The 21,534-nt window shown below is 70.1% G+C and carries 18 protein-coding genes; 4 read left to right on the plus strand and 14 right to left on the minus strand.

Features of this window, described 5'->3' with window-relative positions; translation table 11 throughout:
• The first annotated feature begins 146 nt into the window (after positions 1–146).
• Together AC4PMY_RS07690 and AC4PMY_RS07695 are read left to right on the plus strand one after the other, a co-directional pair.
• Positions 147–803: a response regulator gene (locus AC4PMY_RS07690; protein ID WP_064295963.1), complete on the plus strand. Its 657-nt coding sequence runs from the start codon at positions 147–149 to the stop codon at positions 801–803.
• Entirely contained in the window at positions 800–1,882 is a 1,083-nt protein-coding gene (locus AC4PMY_RS07695; protein WP_491622357.1) for a sensor histidine kinase, read from the plus strand. Before AC4PMY_RS07690 ends, AC4PMY_RS07695 begins: the two co-directional genes overlap by 4 nt.
• Positions 1,883–1,901: 19 nt before the next feature.
• On the opposite strand, the gene AC4PMY_RS07700 is transcribed toward AC4PMY_RS07695, so the two are convergent.
• The 9 genes from AC4PMY_RS07700 to AC4PMY_RS07740 form a co-directional block, all read right to left on the minus strand.
• Positions 1,902–2,228 carry an NIPSNAP family protein gene (locus tag AC4PMY_RS07700; RefSeq protein ID WP_071261560.1) on the minus strand — a complete coding sequence of 109 codons (327 nt, stop codon included), beginning with the start codon at positions 2,226–2,228 and terminating at the stop codon, positions 1,902–1,904.
• Positions 2,229–2,245: 17 nt separating this feature from the next.
• Entirely contained in the window at positions 2,246–3,424 is a 1,179-nt protein-coding gene (gene manA / locus AC4PMY_RS07705) for a mannose-6-phosphate isomerase, class I (RefSeq protein WP_491622358.1), read from the minus strand.
• On the minus strand, positions 3,421–6,189 hold the full coding sequence (locus AC4PMY_RS07710) for a CIA30 family protein (protein WP_491622359.1): 2,769 nt from the start codon (positions 6,187–6,189) through the stop codon (positions 3,421–3,423). Before AC4PMY_RS07710 ends, manA begins: the two co-directional genes overlap by 4 nt.
• Complete coding sequence (locus AC4PMY_RS07715; RefSeq protein ID WP_491622360.1) at positions 6,186–7,184, minus strand: ROK family protein; 999 nt, start codon at positions 7,182–7,184, stop codon at positions 6,186–6,188. The genes AC4PMY_RS07710 and AC4PMY_RS07715 overlap by 4 nt, the downstream gene beginning before the upstream one ends.
• An 11-nt stretch (positions 7,185–7,195) precedes the next feature.
• Positions 7,196–9,682, minus strand: coding sequence for a glycoside hydrolase family 2 protein (locus AC4PMY_RS07720; RefSeq protein WP_491622361.1), 2,487 nt, complete (start codon positions 9,680–9,682; stop codon positions 7,196–7,198).
• Positions 9,679–10,599: a carbohydrate ABC transporter permease gene (locus AC4PMY_RS07725; RefSeq protein ID WP_064295958.1), complete on the minus strand. Its 921-nt coding sequence runs from the start codon at positions 10,597–10,599 to the stop codon at positions 9,679–9,681. The genes AC4PMY_RS07720 and AC4PMY_RS07725 overlap by 4 nt, the downstream gene beginning before the upstream one ends.
• Positions 10,596–11,555 carry a carbohydrate ABC transporter permease gene (locus AC4PMY_RS07730; RefSeq protein WP_064295957.1) on the minus strand — a complete coding sequence of 320 codons (960 nt, stop codon included), beginning with the start codon at positions 11,553–11,555 and terminating at the stop codon, positions 10,596–10,598. The genes AC4PMY_RS07725 and AC4PMY_RS07730 overlap by 4 nt, the downstream gene beginning before the upstream one ends.
• Positions 11,556–11,655: 100 nt before the next feature.
• On the minus strand, positions 11,656–12,954 hold the full coding sequence (locus tag AC4PMY_RS07735) for an ABC transporter substrate-binding protein (protein WP_071261557.1): 1,299 nt from the start codon (positions 12,952–12,954) through the stop codon (positions 11,656–11,658).
• A 155-nt stretch (positions 12,955–13,109) separates the two neighbouring features.
• Positions 13,110–13,979: a LacI family DNA-binding transcriptional regulator gene (locus AC4PMY_RS07740; RefSeq protein WP_071261556.1), complete on the minus strand. Its 870-nt coding sequence runs from the start codon at positions 13,977–13,979 to the stop codon at positions 13,110–13,112.
• A gap of 74 nt (positions 13,980–14,053) precedes the next feature.
• Between AC4PMY_RS07740 and AC4PMY_RS07745 the strand changes: the two genes are divergently transcribed.
• Complete coding sequence (locus AC4PMY_RS07745) at positions 14,054–15,277, plus strand: ROK family transcriptional regulator (protein WP_314137889.1); 1,224 nt, start codon at positions 14,054–14,056, stop codon at positions 15,275–15,277.
• A 42-nt stretch (positions 15,278–15,319) separates the two neighbouring features.
• On the opposite strand, the gene AC4PMY_RS07750 is transcribed toward AC4PMY_RS07745, so the two are convergent.
• The 5 genes from AC4PMY_RS07750 to AC4PMY_RS07770 form a co-directional block, all read right to left on the minus strand.
• The gene (locus AC4PMY_RS07750) at positions 15,320–16,291 is read right to left on the minus strand and encodes an aldo/keto reductase (RefSeq protein ID WP_491622362.1); all 972 of its coding nucleotides are present in this window, start codon (positions 16,289–16,291) and stop codon (positions 15,320–15,322) included.
• A 2-nt stretch (positions 16,292–16,293) separates the two neighbouring features.
• Positions 16,294–17,184 carry a carbohydrate ABC transporter permease gene (locus AC4PMY_RS07755; RefSeq protein ID WP_491622363.1) on the minus strand — a complete coding sequence of 297 codons (891 nt, stop codon included), beginning with the start codon at positions 17,182–17,184 and terminating at the stop codon, positions 16,294–16,296.
• Positions 17,181–18,137 (minus strand): carbohydrate ABC transporter permease, encoded by a 957-nt coding sequence (locus AC4PMY_RS07760; protein WP_491622364.1) that lies wholly within the window; start codon positions 18,135–18,137, stop codon positions 17,181–17,183. The genes AC4PMY_RS07755 and AC4PMY_RS07760 overlap by 4 nt, the downstream gene beginning before the upstream one ends.
• A 14-nt stretch (positions 18,138–18,151) precedes the next feature.
• Positions 18,152–19,459, minus strand: coding sequence for an ABC transporter substrate-binding protein (locus AC4PMY_RS07765; protein WP_491622365.1), 1,308 nt, complete (start codon positions 19,457–19,459; stop codon positions 18,152–18,154).
• Positions 19,460–19,557: 98 nt separating this feature from the next.
• Positions 19,558–20,238, minus strand: a complete 681-nt coding sequence (locus AC4PMY_RS07770; RefSeq protein ID WP_064295952.1) for a ThuA domain-containing protein — start codon at positions 20,236–20,238, stop codon at positions 19,558–19,560.
• 93 nt (positions 20,239–20,331) lie between these two features.
• Here AC4PMY_RS07770 and AC4PMY_RS07775 point away from each other — a divergent pair, with 93 nt between their 5' ends.
• The gene (locus AC4PMY_RS07775) at positions 20,332–21,525 is read left to right on the plus strand and encodes an ROK family transcriptional regulator (protein ID WP_064295951.1); all 1,194 of its coding nucleotides are present in this window, start codon (positions 20,332–20,334) and stop codon (positions 21,523–21,525) included.
• Positions 21,526–21,534 lie beyond the last annotated feature (9 nt).

Consider the following 21,534-nt stretch of genomic DNA (forward strand, 5'->3'; position numbering starts at 1 on the left):
GGTTGACTCAGTATCGACGGCGCGGCGTTCCGTCCACATCCTGCTGCGGGCTATTCCACCCCCGCCACCTGGCGGGTTCGGCCTCCTGGCCGTCGCCGCGCGGTTCTCGGGACTCGTAGGGTGAGAGTCGAACTGAGGAGGACACCGTGATCGGAGTGGCCATCGTCGACGACGAGGCGTTGGTACGGTCCGGGTTCGAACTCATCCTGGGTGCCGTCGAGGACATCGAGGTCGTCGCCTCGGTCGACGGGATCGGCGCCGTGGAGGCGATCCGCTCGAGCCGTCCCGACGTCGTCCTCCTGGACGTCCGCATGCCAGGGCGTGACGGGCTCGACATCCTCGACGAACTGCAGACCTGGGACGACCCGCCCGTCGTCGCGATCCTGACCACCTTCGACTCCGACGACTACATCGCACGCGCCCTCCGCAGCGGCGCCGCGGGGTTCCTCGTGAAGGACACGGACCCGGAGCAGCTCCCGATGCTGCTCCGATCCCTCGCCGCTGGCGGCATCGTGCTGTCCCCGCAGGTGTCCCGGACACTCGTCGGCGGATTCGCCCGCACCGCCGACCGCGAGGCGGCGAAGCGACTGTCCGCGCTGACTGTCCGCGAACAGGACGTGCTCGCGGCGCTCCGGACCGGCGCGTCCAACACCGAGATCGGCGAGGCACTCCACCTCAGCCGCGCGACCGTGAAGGACCACGTGAGCGCGATCCTCGGCAAACTCGAGGTGACGACCCGACTCGAAGCCGCGATCATCGCCGAGCGTGCCGGGGTCCGCGGCGACGAGGCGACCCCGCGGTGAAGCGGCGCTCCCGGCTCTGGTCGGTCCTCCTGGAACTCGCCCTCATCGCGGCGGCGGCCGTCGAGAGCCTGACGACGCTCGAGTGGGCGACCCCCTGGGAGTCCGGCCTGGCGATCGCCGCTGCCGTCGGCCTGGTCTTCCGGCGACGCTGGCCGTGGCTGTCGCTCCTCCTGGCTGTGCCGGCCTTCACCCTCAACCTCGCCACCCTCGCCGGCTTGGCATCGCTCTTCTCCGTCGCGGTGCGGGAACGGCGACGCTGGCGGCTCGTCACGACGGGCGCCGTGGTCTTCGTCCTCGCCGCGGTGCCGTGGTGGGGGTGGACGTCGCCCAACTACACGATCCTCTCCATGGTGTACGCCGCGCTCTACGCTGCGGCACCGATCGCCTTCGGCCTGCTCGTGCGCACCCGCCGCGAGCTGTTCGACCGCATCCGCGACCTCGAACAGGTCCGACGCAGCGAGCGGGCGCGCATCGCCTCCGATGTCCTCGTCGAGGAGCGCACGCGCATCGCCCGGGAGATGCACGACGTCGTCTCCCACCAGGTCAGTCTGATCGCCGTCCAGGCCGGTGCGATCCAGGTGCAGACCGAGGAACCCGCGACGAAGCGGATGGCGGTGACGATCCGGTCGCTCGCGTCGCGCACACTCGACGAGCTGCGGGACATGGTGACGCTGCTGCGCGCGGAGACCGGACACGCGCCGCTGGCCCCGCAACCGACGGTCGACGACCTCGACCGGTTGATCGCGGACAGCGGCATCGCCGTCACCTCCGCCATCGAGTTGCCGGACGGCCTCCCCGCACCCTTGCAGCGTGCGATCTACCGGACGGTGCAGGAGGGGCTGACGAACGCGCGCAAGCATGCGCCGGGGGCCGCGGTCGACGTACGCGCCGAAGCCTCCGCCGACGAGGTCACCGTGGTCATCCGGAACACCCGCCCCGCACGCGCGTCGGACAGCTCGTGGTCGTCCGCGGGCCACGGCCTCGTCGGCCTGAGCGAACGCGCCGAACTCCTGAACGGGTCCCTCCTCACCGAGGACGCGCCGACCCGGTTCACCCTGACGTTCCGCGCGCCCTACTGAGGCTCAGGGCCACTGAGGCTCAGGGTCGGAGGTCCGCTTCATCGCCGAAGAGCGGCGTCTGGAAACGACGCTCGAAGCGCACGATGCAGCCGGTGCCCCGCACGAGCTCGTAGGCCTCGACGCACTCCGGGTCCGTCGCCGCGGCGATGCGGTACTGCTCGTACGCGGCGAGCGACGGGAAGCTGAACAGCGCGAACGCCTCGTCGTTGTCGCCCTCCGCGGGGAGGAAGTAGCCGTGGTGGTCGCCACCGAGCCGGTTCACGAGGCGGATCCAGCGCCGCCCGTACTCGGTGAAGGTGTCGAGTTGCTCGGGGTCGATCTGGTAGCGGAGGTGGATGGTGATCATGGGTCCAGTCTGGCCGGTCAGCCGGCGGCGACGAACACCGTCCCGTCCGCGGACACGGTCACCGGCTCCGGGCCCGGCGAGACGAACACCGCAGCACCGCGCTCCAGCACCACCGTGTCCGGGCCCTGTTCCACGCGCGCGGTACCGGCGGTCACGACGATCACGGCCGCCCTGCCGCGAGCGAGGTCGCCCGCCGTCCCCCGGTCGACCTTGACGAGTTCGAAGTCGTCGACCGGCACCGGGTAGACGAGCCCGCCCTCCGGCCGGACGACCGGCTCGACGAACGGGACCGGCACCGGTTCGAACTCGAGGACGGCGAGCAGTTCCGGGACGTCGACGTGTTTCGGCGTCAGCCCGCCACGGAGCACGTTGTCGCTCGAGGCCATGACTTCGACCCCGAAGCCGGAGAGGTAGGCGTGGATGTTGCCCGCGGGCAGGAACAACGCCTCGCCCTCGTTCAGTGTCACGAGGTTGAGGAGCACCGCGACGACGATGCCAGGGTCGCCCGGGTACTCCTCGGCGAGTTGCCGGACGAGCTCGCGCTCGGCCGCCCAGCGTGGGTGATCGGGGTCGGTACGCGCGGCCGAGACGAGGGCGGCGACCACGCCGGGCGTCCGTCGTTCGAGCACCGCCCGCACCGTGTGTTCCAGACCGGCGTCGAGCAGCTGCCCCGCCAGTGTCTCGAGCACCCGCCGGTCGGTCCCCTCAACAAGGCCGGCGAGGTGGACGAGCAACGCCTGCGACCGGTCGGTCGCACGGAATCCGCACAGTGCACGGAAGCCGTCCTGGAGGGCGACGATGATCTCCGGCTTGTGCGAGGCGTCCTTGTAGTTCCGGTGCGGCGCGTCCCGGGGCACGCCCCGGCGCTCCTCGTCCGCGAACCCGGCCCTGGCGCGGTCGGGAGTGGGGTGCACCTGGAGGGACAAAGGACCAGCCGCGGCCAGGAGCTTGAGCAGGAAGGGCAACCGGTCCCGTCCGCCCAGGGCGGCGTCGGGGTCCGAAGCGAGCCAGTCGTTGAGGCTCGCGGGGCCGCCCTCCTCCGCGTCGACGAGGGTGGTCACGCTGTCGGGGTGCGCCCCGAGCCAGAGCTCGGCCTGGGGCGAACCGTCGGCCGGCACACCGAGCAGCTCCGGGATGGCCGTCGTCGAACCCCATGCGTACCGTCGGGGGTCGCTCGTGATGCGGTGCAGGGTCATCCGTGCACCCGCCGACGACCGCGGAACAGCAGCAGACCGCCGAACGCCAGCAGGGCGAGCGCACCGGTGATCCAGGGTGCGGCCTCCAGGCCGGTGCGGGCGAGGTCGCCCGCGGGAGCGTCGGTGGCGCCGGTGCCCGAACCGCCGACCTCGCCGGTGCCGGGCTGCCCGGTGCCCGGTTGTCCCGTACCCGGCTCGCCCGTGCCCGGCCCCGGGTCCACCGCAGCGACGATCGTGGTGACGTCGTCGACCAACAGCGTGCCGGTCCCCTCGCCACCGAGGTAGAACCCGATCTGGGTGACGGAGGTGGGGTCGAACGCCGCCTCACCGGCCCACGCCGGCGGGGCGAAGTCCGAGAACGGGATCTCGACCAGCTGCCAGCCCTCGCCCACGATGGGCGCGACCGTCTCCCAGTACGTCCCCCGCGTCACGAATTGGACGGTGACGTCATCGCCCGGCGTCCCCTGCACCCAGAGCTCGAGCCCGCTGTACCCCCACCAGTCCTGCGGCGTCTGGAAGGTCCGGACGACACCGGCGTAGCCGGGACCGGCGAGGTCGTAGGCGGCCGACATCGCCTGTGACCCCGAGTCGGGGTTGCTCGTGAGCGTCGGCGTGATCGCTCCACCGCCGGCGTTGCGCACATAGGTGGCTTGGAGTGCGGCGTCGTCGGGGTAGGACTCGAAGTCCTCCACGACGAGCGGCTCGCTCGGGAGGGCCTTCATGAGGAAGTCGGAGGCTCCCGTGCTCGTGGCGGTCGTCCCGGCCCCGTTGACCGCGGACACCGACCACCAGTACCGCTCCCCCGGGGTGAGGGACACCGACGGGGTGACGGAGGTGGTCGCGACGCCGTCGACGACGACGACCGGGTTCCCAAGATCGGCCTGTGGGGAGAGCGTGAAGCGGTAGTACGCCGCACCGGCCGACGGCTCCCAGGTGAAGGTCGGCGTCGCCGTCACGTCGACGGTGCCCGGTACGGGCGACGTCGAACCGAACGCCGCGGGCGGTCCGCTCGGGGCGTCCACCGCCGACCAGATGGTGGCCCGCGACAGCGTCGCGCCCGCTGTGAGGGTCACCCGCAGGTACGGGCCGACGAGGTCGCGTGCGACCACCGCGCCGCCGACGCCGGCCTCGGTCGCCGCGGTCTGCCAGGTCGAACCGTCGGCGCTGGACTCGACGACGACCGATCCGGAGACCGCGAACGCCGCCGCCGACAGTCGGTCCTGCTTCCAGGTGACGCTGGCACCGTCGGCGACCGCCGTCACGCTCGTCCCGTCGGCACGGGGCGTGATCGCCAGGTCGTCGTGCGCTTCGGTCAGCAGCCAGGACTCGAGCGGGTCGACGAGCACGCGGGTGTCGGTCTCGGTCGGGACCGGGTCCGACAGATCGGCGACCGCGCCGGCCGCGTCGAGGGCGACCACCCGGTAGACGGCGCCCGCGGGTGATCCGAAGTCCGTCGCCGATCCCGCGTCGGCGGCGAGGATACCCGTGTCGACCGGCGTCCAAGCCGTTCCGTCGAGCGAGCGTTCGACACGGTACGAGACCGCACCGCCGGCACCACGCCACCGGACGGTGTTGATGCCGTTCGCCCGGTCGATCGCCGTGATGAGCGGCGTCCCGACGGCGGGAGCGGCCGGAACGGCACCGATCGCGGCGGCGTAGGCGGTGATCGCGGAGACCCGGGCGCGCTCGGCGTCGGTCGCACCGGGAGCGTGGATCGTGAAGCCGTCGTCGTGCGGCACGAGCCCGCCACGGTCGTTGTTGCCGAACAGCGACCAGAACAGCATGCCGGTCACGTTCGGGTCGGCGACGAGCGGTTCGAGGAGCGCCGGGCTCGCAGCCGTCGAGGCGTACTCGCCGGCCAGGTAGACCTTGCCGGCGGCGGTGACCGTCGCCGCGTCCGCGGAGACGCGTGCGGCGGTGGGCGGGTAATAGTGCACGTCGACGATGTCGAGCCCCGGCGCGGCGAGCGTGTCCGGATCGATGTCGAACCGACGTCCGGCCGCCACGAGCTGCTGCGGGGCGCGTTCCTTGATGAATGCGACCTGCCGGTCGATCCAGGGCGCGGTCATCCCCTCCAACTCGTTCCCGAGTTCCCACGCCATGATCGTCGGGTCCGCGGTGTACGGCACGCCGGTGAGCGCGTTCGTCCGCTGGAGGATCGCGTCGACGTACGCCTGGTAGGCGGCGATCGGACGCTCGTCGGTGTAGAAGTCGGCGGACGACAGGCCGTAGGGCGTCGTGAAGTCGCGATGCCCGCCGTGGTAGTACTCCCACTCATCGGTGAGCGGGAGGACGAGCCGGATCCCGAGTTTGCCCGCGTAGGCGATGGCGAAGTCGATCGTGGCGAACGCCTCCTCGTTCATCTGCCCGAGGGCCGGCATGATGGCGAGCGGGTTCGCGCCGTCCTGACCGGTCGAGGTCATCATGTGCGTCCGGACGACGGTCGAGCCCATCCGTGCCGCCGCGTCGAGGGTGTCGGCGATACGGAAGGCGGTCGGGTAGTCGACCCCGCCCACGTTCTCGTCGAGACCGAGCCAGTAGATGTTCGGTCCGCTGAAGCGGAAGGTCTCGCCGTCGAGCACGAGCCGGGAGCCGTCACGCTCGACGAACGAGGTGTTGAGCGACGTCCAGTCGGCGGGCGCAGCGACGGCGGGGGTCGCGAGCGCCGGGAGCAGCGCGGCGGTGACGGCCGCGGCGAGCACGCCCGCCGCGAGACGTCCTCGGGCGCTGCGACGGGGGCGGTGCGGGTCGGTGGTGCGGTTCATCGTGCCAGGCTCCTTCGTCTGGGATGGTGCATCAGGTCGTTCTCCGGGAGGCCGAGAGCCTCCGGTCGGTGGATGAGTGCTGCGGCGCCGAGGATCGGTCCGGCGCCGTCGAGGGCGGAACCCGTGACGACCACGTCGGCGGCGTAGTCGAGCACGATGGCGTCCTGCACCGCGGCGCGGACGAGGTCGAGGTAGTCGGGACTGACGGCGGTGAACCCGCCGCCCACGGCGACCGCTTCGAGGTCGAGGAGGGTCGCGGCGCTGGCGATGGCCTGGCCGACAGCCGTGGCCGAGCGGACGACGGCCGCACGGGCGATCGGGTCGCCGGTGGCCGCCGCGACGGCGAGTTCCTCCCCGGTGTGCCCGTCCCAGCCCATGGACCGGGCCCAGGCGACGCTCCGCGGACCGGAGGCGATGCGTTCCAGGGTCGCGTCGTCGGCGGACGTCCGCGCGTCCCGCGAGGCGATCTGCACCTGACCGATGTGGCCGGCGTTGCCGCTGCGGCCCGCGATCAGGCGGCCGTGCAGGATGATCCCTCCGCCGACCCCGGTCGAGACGATCATCGCCATCGAGTTCTCGGTGCCACGCGTCGCTCCGAGCCAGTGCTCGGCGAGGGCGATGCAGGTGCCGTCGAGCCGGACCACCACCGGGGCGTCCGGCAGCAGCCTCCCGACGTGCGCGCGCAGGTCGAAGCCGTGCAGCTGCGGGAGGTTCTTGGGGCTGACCGTCCCGCGCTCCAGGTCGACCGGGCCGGCGGAACCGATGCCGACGCCGACGAGCGCGGACCCGTCCGGCAGGTGTGCGACCGAGGCGAGGACGACCCGGTCGACGGCGTCCTCGAGCGCCCGGCGCCCGGCATCGGGCCCGGTCGGCGTCCGGTGCGCGCTGCCCTCGACCACGACGCCTTCGGCCGTGACGAGTGCCGCCTCCACTTTGGTACCGCCGAGGTCGACCGCGAGCGCGATCGATCCCGACGAATCCTGCCTCCCGGTCATGTCCGCCAGGGTCACCGCGCCCAGTCCTCGACCAGCTGGTTCGCCGTGCGGACGACCCGGGTCGACCGGAGCTCGTCCTCGCCGAGTTCGGCTTCGGTCCGCACGCGGAACGTCACGCGCTCACCCGGCAGGAGCGTCACGAGCTGGTCGTCGACGACGGCGGCCGGGTCGACCTTGTCCACGAGCAGGGTGAGGTCGCGCAGGAAGGACTCCGCCGCGACGGTCACGGCGTACCCGCCCTCCTCGCGAGCGATCTCGATGCTGAGGCGTGGAGCGGGGAGCGCAGACACGCGAGCCTCGGCGAAGAACCAGAAGCCGCGTTCGGCACCGAGGGTGGCGACGAGCACCTCGTCGGTCGTCGATCCCGCGACCGCGACCGCTTCGGGGATCTCGACGAGCGTCGAGGAGCGTCGGTCCAGGTCGACCGGGACCCGCACGGAGGCCAGTTCCGTCCCGTCGAACCGGAGGCGTCGGATGACGAGCTCGTCCGCCCAGGCGTCCGGTCCGTCGTTGAGGACGGCGACCACGAGGCCTTCGCCACGCGGTTGGACGGTCACGAGGCGATCGGCGTAGACGTGCTTGAGCGCATAGAGCAGTGGCTTGGCGCGCTCGTCGCCGTCGACGGCGGCCCAGGAGGTCACGGGCCAGCAGTCGTTCAACTGCCAGACGATCGATCCCATGCAGCGCGGGCTCCAGGACCGGAAGTGCTCGATCGCCACCGTCACCGCGTTCGCCTGGTTGAGCGACATCGCCCAGTGCCAGTCCTCGGTGTCGTCCGGGAGCGGCAGGTGGGCGACGAGTCCGTCGGTCAGCTTGTCGTTGCCGTCGATCGCCTTCTGGTGGTGGATCATGCCGGGCGACTCCGGCGTGAGCGGCGAGTCCGAGATGGCCCGCCCGATCGTCGACCACGTCGCCGGCCCCTGCCAACCGAACTCGGCCACGAAGCGCGGCGAGACGTCGCGGTAGGCGGGGTAGTCGACGCGGTTCCACAGCTCCCACAGGTGCACGGATCCGTGGTCCGGGTCGTTGGCCGGGATGTCCGGCGTTCCCGACCAGGGGCTGCCCGCGGTGTAGTTGCCGGCCGGGTCGAGCTCGGCGACGAGCCGCGGCAGCAGGTCGAGGTAGTAGCCCATGCCCCAGGTGCGGCCCTGGACGCGCTTCTCCCAGCCCCACTCCTCGAAGCCCCAGATGTTCTCGTTGTTGCCGTTCCAGAGCACGAGGCTCGCATGCGGCATGATGCGCGTGATGTTGTCGCGCGCCTCCGCCTCGACCTCACTCCACAGCGGTTCCTCCTCGGCGTAGGCCGCGCAGGCGAAGAGGAAGTCCTGCCACACCATGATCCCGCGCTCGTCGCACAGTTCGTAGAAGTCGTCGGACTCGTAGTAGCCGCCACCCCAGATGCGGAGCAGATTGAGGTTCGCGAACTCGGCCTGGTCCATCCGGCGCGCGAGCCGGGCGCGGTCGACGCGGGTCACGAAGGCGTCGTCGGGGATCCAGTTGGCGCCGCGCACCCACACGGCCTCACCGTTCACGACGAAGCGGAACGAGGTGCCCTCCGCGTCGGGTTCGAGTTCGACGGCGACGGTCCGGAAGCCGATCCGCTTCGACCACTCGCCGAGGCGTGCCTCGTCCTGCCCGAGCGCGACGTCGAGGTCGTACAGCGGCTGCTCGCCGTAGCCGCGTGGCCACCACAGCTCGGCGTCCGGGACAGTGAGCTCGACGACGGCGGAACCGGCACCGGCCGGGAGCACGACCTCGGCGTCCACGCCGGCGACCGTGGCCGAGAGCGCCAGGGCGACATCACCGTCGTCGGCGCGTTCCACGTCGACGTGCACGGCCACCCGGCCCTCGCCGCCGTCGACGGTCACGACCGGACGCACCGAGGCGAGCCGGGCCGTCGACCAGGACTGCAGACTCACGGGCTTCCAGAGGCCGGAGGACGCGGCGTCGAGCCCCCAGTCCCAGCCGAAGTTGCAGGCGGCTTTGCGGATGGCGTTGAACGGGTGGGAGTAGGTGTGCGGGCGGTAGCCGATCTCGAGGCTCGCGACGTCGGCGGCTGCGACGGGCGACGCGAAGTGCACGACGAGGTCGTTCTCGCCCTCGCGGAGGACGGCGCCGACGTCGATGCGGTAGGTGCGGTGCTGGTTCCGCGTGGTCGCGACGACCGAGCCGTTCACCGTGACCGTGGCGACGGTGTCGAGTCCCTCGAACACGAGGTCGTGCCGGTCGTGGCCGTCCGGCTCCCAGGCGAAGGTGGTGCGGTACTCCCAGTCCGTCGATCCGATCCACGTCACGAGGTGCTCGTTGCGGTCGAGGAAGGGGTCGGGGATGAGCCCTGCGTCGAGGAGGTCCGTGTGCACGAGGCCGGGCACCGTCGCGGGGACGCTCGTCCCGACGAAGGCCTCGGGGACCGCACCGCCGACCGCACGCAGACTCCACCCCTCGTGCAGGAGGCGGGTGGTCAGGGGACGGACGGTGGCGGTGTCGATGATGCTCACTTGGTTGCTCCAGAGGTCAGGCCGTTGTAGATGTATCGCTGCAGGAAGAGGAAGGCGACGAGCGTCGGGATGATCACGAGGATCGTCCCGGCCGCGATGATCTGCCACTGGGCGCCGAACGGTCCCATGAACCGGAACAGCGAGGTGGAGATCACCCCCAGGTCCTGCGACGGCATGTACAGGAAGGGGATGTAGAACTCGTTGTAGATGGCGATGCCCTTGATGATCACGACCGTCGCGACGGCGGGTTTCAGCAGCGGGAGGATGATGCGCCAGTAGATCGTGAAGCGGTTCGCACCGTCGAGCATCGCGGCCTCGTCGAGGGACACCGGGATCGACTGCATGAACTGCAGGAAGATGTAGATCGCGACGATGTCGGTCCCCATGAACAGCAGGATCGCGGCGCCGCGGGTGTTGAACAGTTCGAGCGCCGAAACGACCTGGAACGTGGCCACTTGCGTGGTCACCGACGGGACGAGCGTCGCGAGCAGGAACAGCCCCATGACGAGCTTCCGGCCGCGGAACCGGAACCGGTCGAGCGCGTACGCCGACATGGTGCCGATCAGGATCGTCCCGGCGACGGAGACGAGCAGGATGATCGCGGTGTTGAGGAAGCCGGTGACCATGCCGCCCTGATCGAACGCGACGACGAAGTTGTCGAAGTTGAACCAGTTCGACGGCGGGGTGAGCGGGCCGGTCGTCCGCTGCTCGCGGTCGGTCTTGAACGCGAGCATGAAGATCGTGGCGAGGGGGACGACGGCGAAGAGGCTCGCGATGATGAGCGAGGCGTACTTGATCGTCGTCGCGGTGAGGGCGCCGGCGCCCTGTGGACGCTTCGGCCCGCGCCTCGTCCGCCGCAGCGGGGTGCGGGGCTCGGGAGCGGACGCGGAGACCGGTCGGTCGGTGGTGGCGGTCACGACTCGCCTCCCTTCTCGTCGGGGAACACCCGGCGTTGGACGAAGGTGATGATGAGGACGATCAGCAGCAGCACGACGGCCATGGCCGACGCCAGCCCCACCTTGGAGAACTTGAAGGCCGTGTTCACGGTCTGGATCACGAAGGTCTCGGAGCCGTTGGCACCGCCGGTCATGATGTACGGCATCTCGAAGGCGGACAGGGCCCCGGCGATCGCCAGGATGAACGACAGGCCGAGGATGCGCCGGATGCTCGGCAGGATGATGAAGCGGAACTTGTGCCACGAGTTGGCACCGTCGAGGTCGGCGGCCTCGTACTGCTCCGACGGCACCGACTGGATGGCGCCGAGGAAGAGCACGAAGTTGAGGCCCATGTACCGCCAGACCGAGGTCGCCGCGAGGGACGCGTTCACGAAGGACGGGTCGCCCAACCATTGCGGGGTGTCCTGCACACCGACCGCCGCGAGCAGGGCGTCGAGGGTGCCGCCGGGTCGGAGGAAGTAGAGGAAGACCAGACCGATCGCGACCCCGTTGATGAGGTACGGGAAGAAGATGACGCCCTTGAAGAGGTTCTTGAAGCGGGTGCGGAAGCTCAGCAGCGTGGCCAGGTAGAGGGCCAGGACGAGCTGGGCGACGGCACCGACGAGGTAGTACAGGCTGACGAAGAAGACCTGGAAGATCTCCGGCTTCGTGAAGATCTGCACGAAGTTGTCGATGCCGACGAACTCCTGCTCGGGCTCCAGGCCGTCCCACGAGGTGAGGCTGTACCAGAACATGTTCGCGACCGGCACGTAGGTGAGCACGATCAGGAAGGCGAGCGGCACCACCAGGAACAGCCAGGGGGTGACGCGCGAGCCGGTGGCCTTCGGCGGTCTGCCCGGCCGCAGTGTGCGCGCGCGGCGTGGATGGTTCGTCACCACCGCTCGGGTGGCGGGTGACGCTCCCTGGACTGTGACCATGTTCGTTGCCTTCGATTCGCTGGAGTGGGTGGATGGCGCCCGGGCCCGCCGGACCGGAGGTCCGCTGAGGGGGTTCGTGGGCCCGGGCGCCGGTCGGGTGCTACTCGGCGACGTCGGCGCGGGCTGCCGCCCAGCGCTCGTTCAGGTCGGCGAAGGCGCTCTCCTTGTCGCCGTCGGCGGCGCCGCGGGCGATGTCGATGAGCTTCTGGCGGTAGGTGTTGCCGAAGAGGTCGATCTCGGCGGCGTTCGCGATGTCGTTGATCACGGCCTCCTTGCCGACCGGGTCGGGAGCGAGCTCCAGGTAGGTGACACCGAGGTCGGCGAAGTCGGACAGCGTGTCGGGTGCCGGGTCGCTGATGACCGGGCTGATCGCACCCTGGCTTGCGGCGAAGCCGGACTCGTTCGTGAACCAGTCGATCCACGCCTTCGCGGTCGCCTTGTTCTTGGAGTACTTGCTGACCGCCAGGAACTTGTCGGAGGCGGTGACGGAGGTGAAGCCCTCGTCGGTCTTCCACGGCATCGGCCAGAAGCCGATGACGTCGCGGGACTCGCCGGCCTTCTCTGCGGCGTCCTGCATCTGCGAGACGGCCCACGAGCCGAGGACCATCGAGCTGATCTCACCGGAGGCGAGAAGGTTCTTCGACTCCTCCCAGTTCGTGGTGGTGGGGTCGGGTTCGCTCAGACCGGCGGCGACGGTGTCGAAGAGGAGGCCGTCGATGTTGTACTGGTCGTTGCCCTCGGTCCACGGGCTGTCGGTCGCGATCATCTCGGTGCGGACCTTCGGGCCCTGCACCGCTCCGAGGTTGCCCTCGAGCGTCGCGAGCGGCCAGCCGTCCTTGTAGTTCGTGTAGTACGGGATCGAACCGGTGGCCTTGATCTTCTCGAGCGCGGCCAGGTACTCCTCCTCGGTTGCCGGGGGCTCGGTGATGCCGGCCTTCGTCCAGACGTCGCGGTTGAAGACGTAGCCCATGGCGGACCCGAAGGTCGAGACGCCGTAGGCCGTCCCGTCGAAGGAGGCCTCGTTCGCGAAGCGGTAGGTCTTGGACTGCTCCTCGGTGCTGCCGAGCGGCTCGAAGAAGTTGGCGTACTGGTCCTTCGTGACGTTCGAGGACGGGATGAGGAGCACGTCGCCGTAGTCCTTCGAGTTGAGGCGGATCTTGGCGTCGCCCTCGTAGTCGGTCAGGGCTTCGAACTTGACCGTGGTGCCGGGGTACTGCTTCTCGAACTCCTTCGCGTAGTCCTTGAAGGTGGTGTCGACGAGGTCGGTGCGGTTGGTGAGGACGGTGATCTCACCGTTCGGCTTGCCGTCGTCGTTGGCGGCACCGCCGGAGCAGCCGCTGAGGACGAGTGCCGCGGCGGCAGCCGTCGCGGCGAGGCCGATGATCGGTCTCCGGGACATGGGAACTCCTTCGTTCGTGGGGGCGAAGGGCCGGGTCGCCTCCTCGCTCGTTGTCCAGCATCGTCTGCCGTCCCGCGTCCGTCAAGACTAAACATTATTAATTTATATAACAACTCGGTCACAGGAAGCCAGGGCCCCCGGCCGCTCGGCGCGACTCAGACGGCCGGGGCGATCCCCGAGGTGGAGCGCTCGATGACCACGGCGTGCGGGGCCTCGCGAGTGGTGCCCACACGACCGGCGAGCAGCTCCAAGAGCTCCTCGCCCGCCATCTCACCGATGCGCTGGACGTCGTGACTGAGCGCCGACATCGGCGGGTCGGACAGCTGGCACTGCGACGAGTCGTCCCACGCGACGATCGACAGGTCGTCGGGGACGCGCAATCCGGCCTCCTGTACGGCCTGCAAGCCGCCGAGCGCCATGACGTCGCTGTCGAAGACGACCGCCGTCGGTCGCGGGTCCCGTGCGAGCAGCGCCTGCATGGCCTGGACACCGGACGCCCGGGAGTAGTCGCCGCCGATCGAGACGGTGTCCACGTCGGGCAGGTCGGAGGCGAGGGTGAACGCCTCCATGCGCGAGAGCGTGTGGGTGAGTTCGCGCGGACCGGTGACGTGCGCGAGCCGCCGGTGCCCGAGGGAGACGAGGTGGTCGACGGCCTCGTGCATCGTGACCGCGTCGTTGGTCCAGACGGCCGGCAGCCCCTGCGCCGTCGTCGGTGCGCCGATCACGATCGCGGGGATGCCCGAGCGCTCGACGAAGGCGACCCGCTCGTCGTCGTCGATGAGGTCCACGAGGATCACGGCGCTCACCGTGCCGTCCCGCTGCCAGCGTCCGAGCTGCAGCAGCTCCTCCTCGCGCGTCGGCAGGACGCGCAGCAGCACCGACAGGCCGTGCGGGCGGACCACGCGATCGATGCCCGCGATGAGCTCGTGGTAGAACGGCTCAGCCCCGTAGATCTCCGAGGCACGGAACAGCGTGAGGCCGATCGGCCGGGGCTGCGCGATAGTCTGTTCGGCGTCGAGACCCATCGGGACGCGGCCTTTCGTGAGGAGTGGTCGTGTGGCCCTCACATTACGCGCTCGACGATCGCCGGGAGGGACAGATGGCCAGACGCGAGTCCGTGCAGTCGGGCCCCGGTAGCCAGGCACTCATCGTCGACCTCATCCGCTCGGCCGGCACGATCAGCCGCACGGAGCTCACCGAGGCGACCGGCCTGACCCAACCGTCGATCTCCAACATCGTGCGTCGCCTCATCGAGGACGGGCTCGTCCGCGAGACCGGCCGCGCAGCACCCCGAGGCGGGAAACCGCGGACCCTCCTCGAGATCAACGCGAGTGCGAAGTACGGGATCGGCGTGCAGCTCGGGTTCGAGTCGATCACGCTCGTCGCCACCGACGTCCGTGGTGGCGTGGTCGGCCGGCAGCTCGTCGACGGCGCGGGATCGGCCACGCCGGAGCAGGTGACCGATCGCCTCGTGACGCTCTACCGCGACTTCGTCGCCGGGGTGGGGCTCGCGGCGCCGTCGATAGCCGGGGTCGCGGTCGTCGCGCCCGGGCCGATCGCCCAGCTCGGCGGGGTGCTGCTCGGGCCACCGACGCTCGTCCGCTGGGACGACTTCCCCCTGCAGCAGGCGTTGCAGGAGAGCCTCGACGTGCCGGTGGTCGTCGACAACGACGCCGCCGCCGCGGCCGTCGGCGAGTTCTGGAGCCGCCAGGTCTCGCGGACGGAGTCGTTCGCCTGCGTCTACATGGGCACCGGCATCGGCGCCGGTATGGTGCTGGGCGGTGCGCTCTACCGCGGTTCGAGTTCGAACGCGGGTGAACTCGGTCACATCAGCATCGAGGTCGACGGTGTCCCCTGCCACTGCGGCAACCGCGGTTGTCTGGAACGGTACGCGGCACCGGCGGCCGTGATGGCCGCCGCCGAAGCGGTGCGGGACCGTCTCGACGGCCTGGGGCTCGGCTTCGCACCGGAGACCCTCAGCCGTGACTTCGATCAGCTCGCCCGGGCGGCCGTCAGCGGTCACGAGGTGGCGCTCGACCTCATCCGGTTCTCGGCCGACCGGGTCGCCGCAGCCACGGTGACGCTCGCGAATCTGCTCGACCTCGACCGACTCGTCCTCGCCGGCCCCGGCATGGCGGTCGCCGGTTCGCTCTACGCCCGCGCCATCAGGGAACGCCTCGAGGAACGATTCTTCGCCCGCCGGGCACACCCGATCGTGGTCGAGCTCTCCGCCAACCCGCGCGACGCGGCCGCCATCGGTGCCGCGTCACTCGTCCTGCAGGGCACGATCGCCCCGGGGCACGGTCCGGCGCTCACCCGCTGAGGCGCGGTGACACCGGCACAGCGGCGCTGAGCGTCCGGCCCGTCAGCCGCGCGGGGTGTCCTGCCAGGTGGAGACGTCGAGCTCGACCGCCTCGATGGCCGCCCACAGGCTGTCGTCGATGGGCACGGCGGCGAGGTCGAGCGTGCGCGTGTAATCCTCGAGCCGTTCCATGCCGACGATCGTCCCGGTGATACGCGGGTCGCGGAGCGACCACTGCAGCGCGGCGGCGGCGAGTGGCACTCCTGCCTCGTCGCACACGCGGCCGATCCGATCGACGGCTCGGAGCATCGCCTCGGGGGCGGTGCCGTAGGCGTACCGCGTGGTCCGCACGGGCCAACTGGTGAGCAGGCCTCCGCCGTAGGGCGCGGCGTTCAGGACACCGAGCCCCGCCTCGGCGGCCAACGTGAGCAGCGCATCCGCCGACCGGTCGACGAGCGTGAACCGGTTGTGTGTGATCACGGACTGGAAGTGGCCGGTGCCGACGAACCGCGCGAGCAGCTCCGCCGGGCCACCCGAGATCCCGAGCGCGCCGATCAGACCTTCCTCGCGCGCCGCCACGAGCGCGGCGACCGGGCCGTCGTCGGCAATCGCGAGTTCCCAGGTGGTGTTCTCCGGATCGTGCAGGTACACCATCGGGAGGTGGTCGACGCCGAGCCGTTCCATGCTCTGTTCGAGCGACCGACGCATCTGTGGTGCGGAGAAGTCGTCGCTCCCCGGCTCGCGGTCCGCCTTCGTCTGCACCTGGAGCCGTCCGGCCGCGTCACCGAGCTGTGCGAGTACCTGGGCGATGCGTCGCTCGCTGTCGCCGAAGCCGTAGTTGTTGGCCGTGTCGATCGTGGTCACGACGCCGTCGCCAGCCATCGCGGCGGCGAGCTCGAGGCTCTCCTGCCGGGACGAGCCGGAGCCGTCCTCCCGCCGACGCCAGCCTGCGGCACCCGCGATGATCGGGCTCACCGTCACACCCGTGTCACCGAGGGGCCGTTGCTCGACGAGGGCCGAGATCCGCTCCGTCATGGTCATCCTTTCAATCCACCGCTGATGAGGTCGAGCTTCCAGAACCGCTGCAGGAACAGCATGAGTGCGACGAGCGGGATGAGCGACACGAATGCGCCGACGATGGCCGTCGTGTACAACAGCTCCTTCCCGTCCCCGGTGCTCAGCAGGGTGAAGAGCCCCAGGGTCAGCGGGTAGAGCCGTTCGTTGGACAGCATCAGGTACGGCAGGAGGAAGTTGTTCCAGGTGCCGATGAAGTGCAGGAGGAAGACGGTCACGAGCCCGGGCACCATGATCGGGAGCGCGATCCGCCGGAAGATCGAGAACTCCCCCGCCCCGTCGATCCTGGCCGCCTCGAGAAGGTCGGACGACACCGAGGAGGTGGCGTAGACCCGACAGAGGAAGATGCTGAACGGGCTGATCACCATCGGCAGGAGCACCGCCCAGTAGGTGTTCGTGAGACCGAGGCCAGCCATCACGAAGTACTGCGGGATCGCCAACGCGATCCCGGGGATGAGCACCCCACCGAGGAGGATCCGGAACATCGTGTCGCGCCCTGGGAATCGGAACTTCGCCAGCGCGTACCCGGCGAGCGCCGACACGAGCACGCACAGCACGGAACCGCCGAGTGAGTACACGATCGTGTTGCCGATCCACGAGAGGAAGACGCCGTTCTGCATGGTGAACAGCTTCTCGAGGTTGGAGAGGAAGCCGGTCCCGGGCGCCAGGGTGAAGGTGGAGAAGAGCTCCTGTGGCGACTTCGTCGAGGCCATGACGACCCATACGAGCGGGGAGAGGCAGTACGCGGCGCCCATGATCAGGATGACGGTCGGGATGAGCGGTCCGCGGCGGGTTCGTCTCGGCACGGCGGCGCCAGGAGCCGGCGCCCCGGCGCGGAGGGTGGCGGTGGTCATGAGGCGTCGCTCCGATCCCTGGTCACGCGCAGCAGGATGGCCGAGGCCGCGAGGGTGAACGCGGCGATGATGACCGCTGTCGCCGCTGCGCCGTTGATGTTGTCGTTGGTGAAGGCATCCGTGTTGACCTTCATCAGCGGGAAGAAGGTGGAGCTGATGGTGTCGGTGAGCGGGCGGAGCGCGGTCGGTTCGGCGTAGGCCTGGAGCGTCCCGATGAGGGCGAACAGCGAGGTGAGGACGAGTGACGGCGCGATGAGCGGGATCTTGATCCGCACCGCGATGTCGAACTCGGAACAGCCGTCGATGCGGGCGGCCTCGTAGACCTCGGCGGGGACGGCTCGCAGCGCGGTGAACATGATGACCATGTTGAAGCCGAGCGACCCCCAGACGCTGATGTTCGCAAGGGCGGCGATGACCGAACCGGAGGCGAGCGGTTCGACCGCGGGTAGTCCGACGCCGGTGAGCACCGCGTTCACCGGGCTGGTCGACGGCAGGTAGAGGAAGCCCCACATCATCGCCGCGATGACGCCGGGGATGGCGTAGGGCAGCAGGATGCCGGTCCGCCAGATCCGCGCGCCACGGATGCCGGGGAGGTCGAGGAGGAGCGCGAACAGCAGAGCGATGCCGAGGGTGCACGGGATGACGATGACCGCGTAGAGACCGAGGCGACCCACACTGGCGACGAACTCGGGGTCCGTGAGTGAGGTGACGTAGTTGTCGAGGCCGACGAAGGTCTGCTCGCGAGCCCCGTAGCCCCCGGATCCGGCCGGGACCCGTTGCCCGAACAGGCTCAGCACGACGGCGTAGCCGATGGGCGCGACGAGGAACAGGAGGAAGAGCACGATGGCCGGGAGGAGGAACAGGTACGGGGCGATCGGTGCCGGGACCCGGTGACGAGGCGTCCTGATCCGGCCATGGTCCGGAACCGGAGGTGACGCGCTCGTGGCTCTCATGAGCGGTGTGGTGTTCATTCGACGTCGAATCCCGACTTCTCGAGGTCCGCGCGGACCGTCTGCTGCACGGCTGCGAGTGCATCGGCGAGGGGGCGACCGGCCTGGATGGCCTTCCCGACCTGATCCGTGTAGGCGCTGAAGGCGACCGTCGTGTTCGGCCCCCAGGTCACGTCCGTGGTGTCGGCGGCGACGTCGAGCAGGATGTCGTGGAAGTCCTCCTGTCCGGCGGCCGCCTTGTCGGCCGGCTGCGGGATGCTCGCGTAGACGTCGAGGCCGGGTGCGGAGGCCGGGAAGTTGCCGCCCTGCTCGATCATGACGCCCTGCCCCTCCGCGGTGGAACCCAACCAGGCGAGGAACTCGGCCGCCTGCTTCGGGTGCTTCGACGTCGTCGTGACGAGGCTCGACGAGCCGCCCTGGAACCCGACGCCCGGGTCGTCGTCGGTCCATGACGGCAGCGGAGCGATCCGCCACTTCCCGATGGTGTCCGGCGCGCCGGTCTTCACCGAGGATCCGGTCGCGCCCCAGGACCCGATGACCTGGGTGAGGATCTTGCCAGAGTTCAGTTGCGCGTTGAACTCCGGCGTCCCGCTCGCGCCGGCCGAGACGACGCCCTCGCCGACGAGTCCGTCCCAGTAGTCGGCCACCTTCGTCGGTGCCGCGCCGTCGATGTCGACGGACCAGGAGCCGTCGTCGAGTGACCACCAGTCGCCGCCGGCTTGGGCGGTGAGCCCGGCGAGCCAGCCGGCATCACTGGTCGGGAAGTTCGCGAGGACCGCATCCGGAGCGGCCTGTTTCGACGCCCTGGCGGTGTCGGCGAACTCGTCCCAGGTCGTGGGCACGGAGAGCCCGTACTGCTCGAAGAGGTCGGCGCGGTACATGAGCAGCATCGGCGCCTGGTCGAGCGGGACCCCGTAGACCCCGTCGTCACCGAGATGGACGAGGTTCCAGACGGCAGGACTGTACTGGTCCTCGATGCCGTCCACGTACTCGCTGATGTCTGCGGCGACGCCGCTCGAGATGTACGAGGGGAGCCACTGGTACTCGGCGAGCGCGAGGTCCGGGCCCTCCCCGGCCCGCACGGCGGCGTTGAGTTTGGTGAACTGATCGGTGCCACCCCCGACGTTGGTGACCTTGACCTGGATGTCCGGGTGTTCCGCGTTCCAGGCGTCCGCGATGCCGGGGGCGCCGGCCCACCAGGTCCACCAGGTGAGCGTCACCGGGCCGCTCTCGGCGGGTGCCTCGCTGTCGCTCCCGACGGAGCATCCGCCGAGGGCCAGGGCCCCGACGACGGCTGCGGTGATCCAGACGGCTGATCGCTTCATGGAATTACCTCCTCGTAATCCTTCGGTGGTGCACCGGTCGTCGCTACAGCCGGTGCTGCTGTCAGGAACAGTAGCTTATGTTCAAGACTTGGACAAACTTAGGCCGTCATTCCCGTGGCATCGCCGTCGAGCAGCCAGCCGAGGCTGCGCTGCAGGAGGATCTGTCGTTCGGGCGAGTCGAACGAACGGATGTCGTGACCCAGTGCGTCGTAGACGACGCGGGCGGGACCCGGGCGGTGCGTCCACAACACCGGATGACGGACGCCCTCGTGCTCGTGGAAGGCGAGCGGCCGGACGGCGTCGGAGATCCGGAGGTGCGTGTAGCGCTCATCCCAGACGGTGAAGTCGCCGAGACCCCGCGTGATCGGATGCCCGGTGTCGGGCACCTCGATGGCAGCCTGGCCGATCTCGGGATGCATCGAGACACCACCGACCCACCGACCGCCGATCACCCGCTCCCACGCCGGCATGTGGGGGAACGACGTGGCTGAGACGTGGTGCGACCAGATCGACCCTCCGCCGCGCGCGTAGGCCTCGAACCCCTCCTGCGCCGCCGCGAAGGTTGACGACTCCAGTCCGTGCCGTGTGGGATTGCCGACCATGAGGACGAGGAGGTCGACATCGTCGAGTGATGCCAGCTCCTCCTCCACCGCACCACTCACCCGGACCCCGAGCCCCTCCTCTCGGGCGAGATCGGCCACGCGGCCCGACGTCGCCGCGAAGTCGTGCCAGGGATCGGCGTAGCGCCCCTCGCCACGAAGAATGAGTACGTTGTGCATGCCGGTCTCCTCGATCGCGTTGCATTTGTGCAAGACTAGAACTTATCAGCTCGCTCCGCATCGGTCGCGGAGGAACCCCGTCGAGAGGACCCCATGAGCATCGGAACCCCCTCCGGGCACACCCTCGAGGACATCCGACGGCGGAACGTGTCCGCCGTCCTCGCACTCGTCCACGGCGACGGTGGCCTCTCCAGAGCGGAGATCACCAGGCGTACCGGTCTCTCCCGCTCGTCGGTGGCGACCGTCATCTCCGACCTCGAACTCGCCGGCGTCGTCCGCCAGGAGGCCGCTCCCCCGGCGACCCGGGTCGGGCGCCCCTCCCCCGTCGTCGTCCCCACGGATCGGTTCCTCGCGGTGTCCGTGAACCCCGACGTCGACGGGGTCCGAGTGGCCCTCTGCGCCCTCGGCGGGCGGATCGTCGCGCAGACCTTCCGTCCGAGCGAGCGGGTGGTCACCCCGAACGAGGCCGCCGTGATGACCGCCGAAGCCGTCGGCGAGCTGCACGCGGCCCTACCGGACTCCCGCCTGGTCGCGCTCTGCGCTGCCACCCCGGGCCGCGTCGACAAGACCGGCGAAGACGTGGTCTACGCGCCGCACCTGCGGTGGCGGAACGTGCCGTTCGCCTCGCTGTTGCAGGACGCGACCGGTATCCCCTCCCGGGTCGCCTTCGACGCCGCCGTCGGGCTCGCCGCTGAACGACACTGGGGCGCGGCCCGTGACACCGACGACGCTGTCTACCTCTACGGCGGCCCCGGCGGGATCGGGGCGGCGGCTCTCGTCGACGGCCGGATCCTGCAAGGCGCGAACGGCGGCGTCGCCCGCCTCGGCCATCTGCTCGTCGCCCCCGACGGACCGGTGTGCAGTTGCGGCAACGTCGGCTGTCTCACGACCGTCGTCTCCTCGCACGCCATCGCCGCGGCCACCGGTGCCGCCTCGGTCGCGCTCGCGGACCTCCGTGCCGCGCTCGCCGAGGGATCGGCCGCCCGGACCGCCGGCGCCCTCGACCGGCAGCTGGAGTACGTCGCGACCGCGATCCGGGTCATCACCAACATCTACGACCCCGAGATCGTCGTCATGGGCGGCTTCTTCGGTCTGCTGCTCGCCCAGGGCGACGGCGCGATCCGACGGCGACTCTCGGACGAGACCATCTCCGCGCTGCGCAGCCCGGCCCGCCTCGTCGAACCGCGGCTCGGCGAGAGCCAGCTCCTCGCGGGGGCGAGCGACGTCGCGTTCGCCGCGCTCCTCCGGGACCCACTCGGGTTCACCGCCCGCGAAGCGACCGCATGAGCCGCGCGA

This window comes from Plantibacter sp. MDV22-iso1, assembly GCF_058408345.1.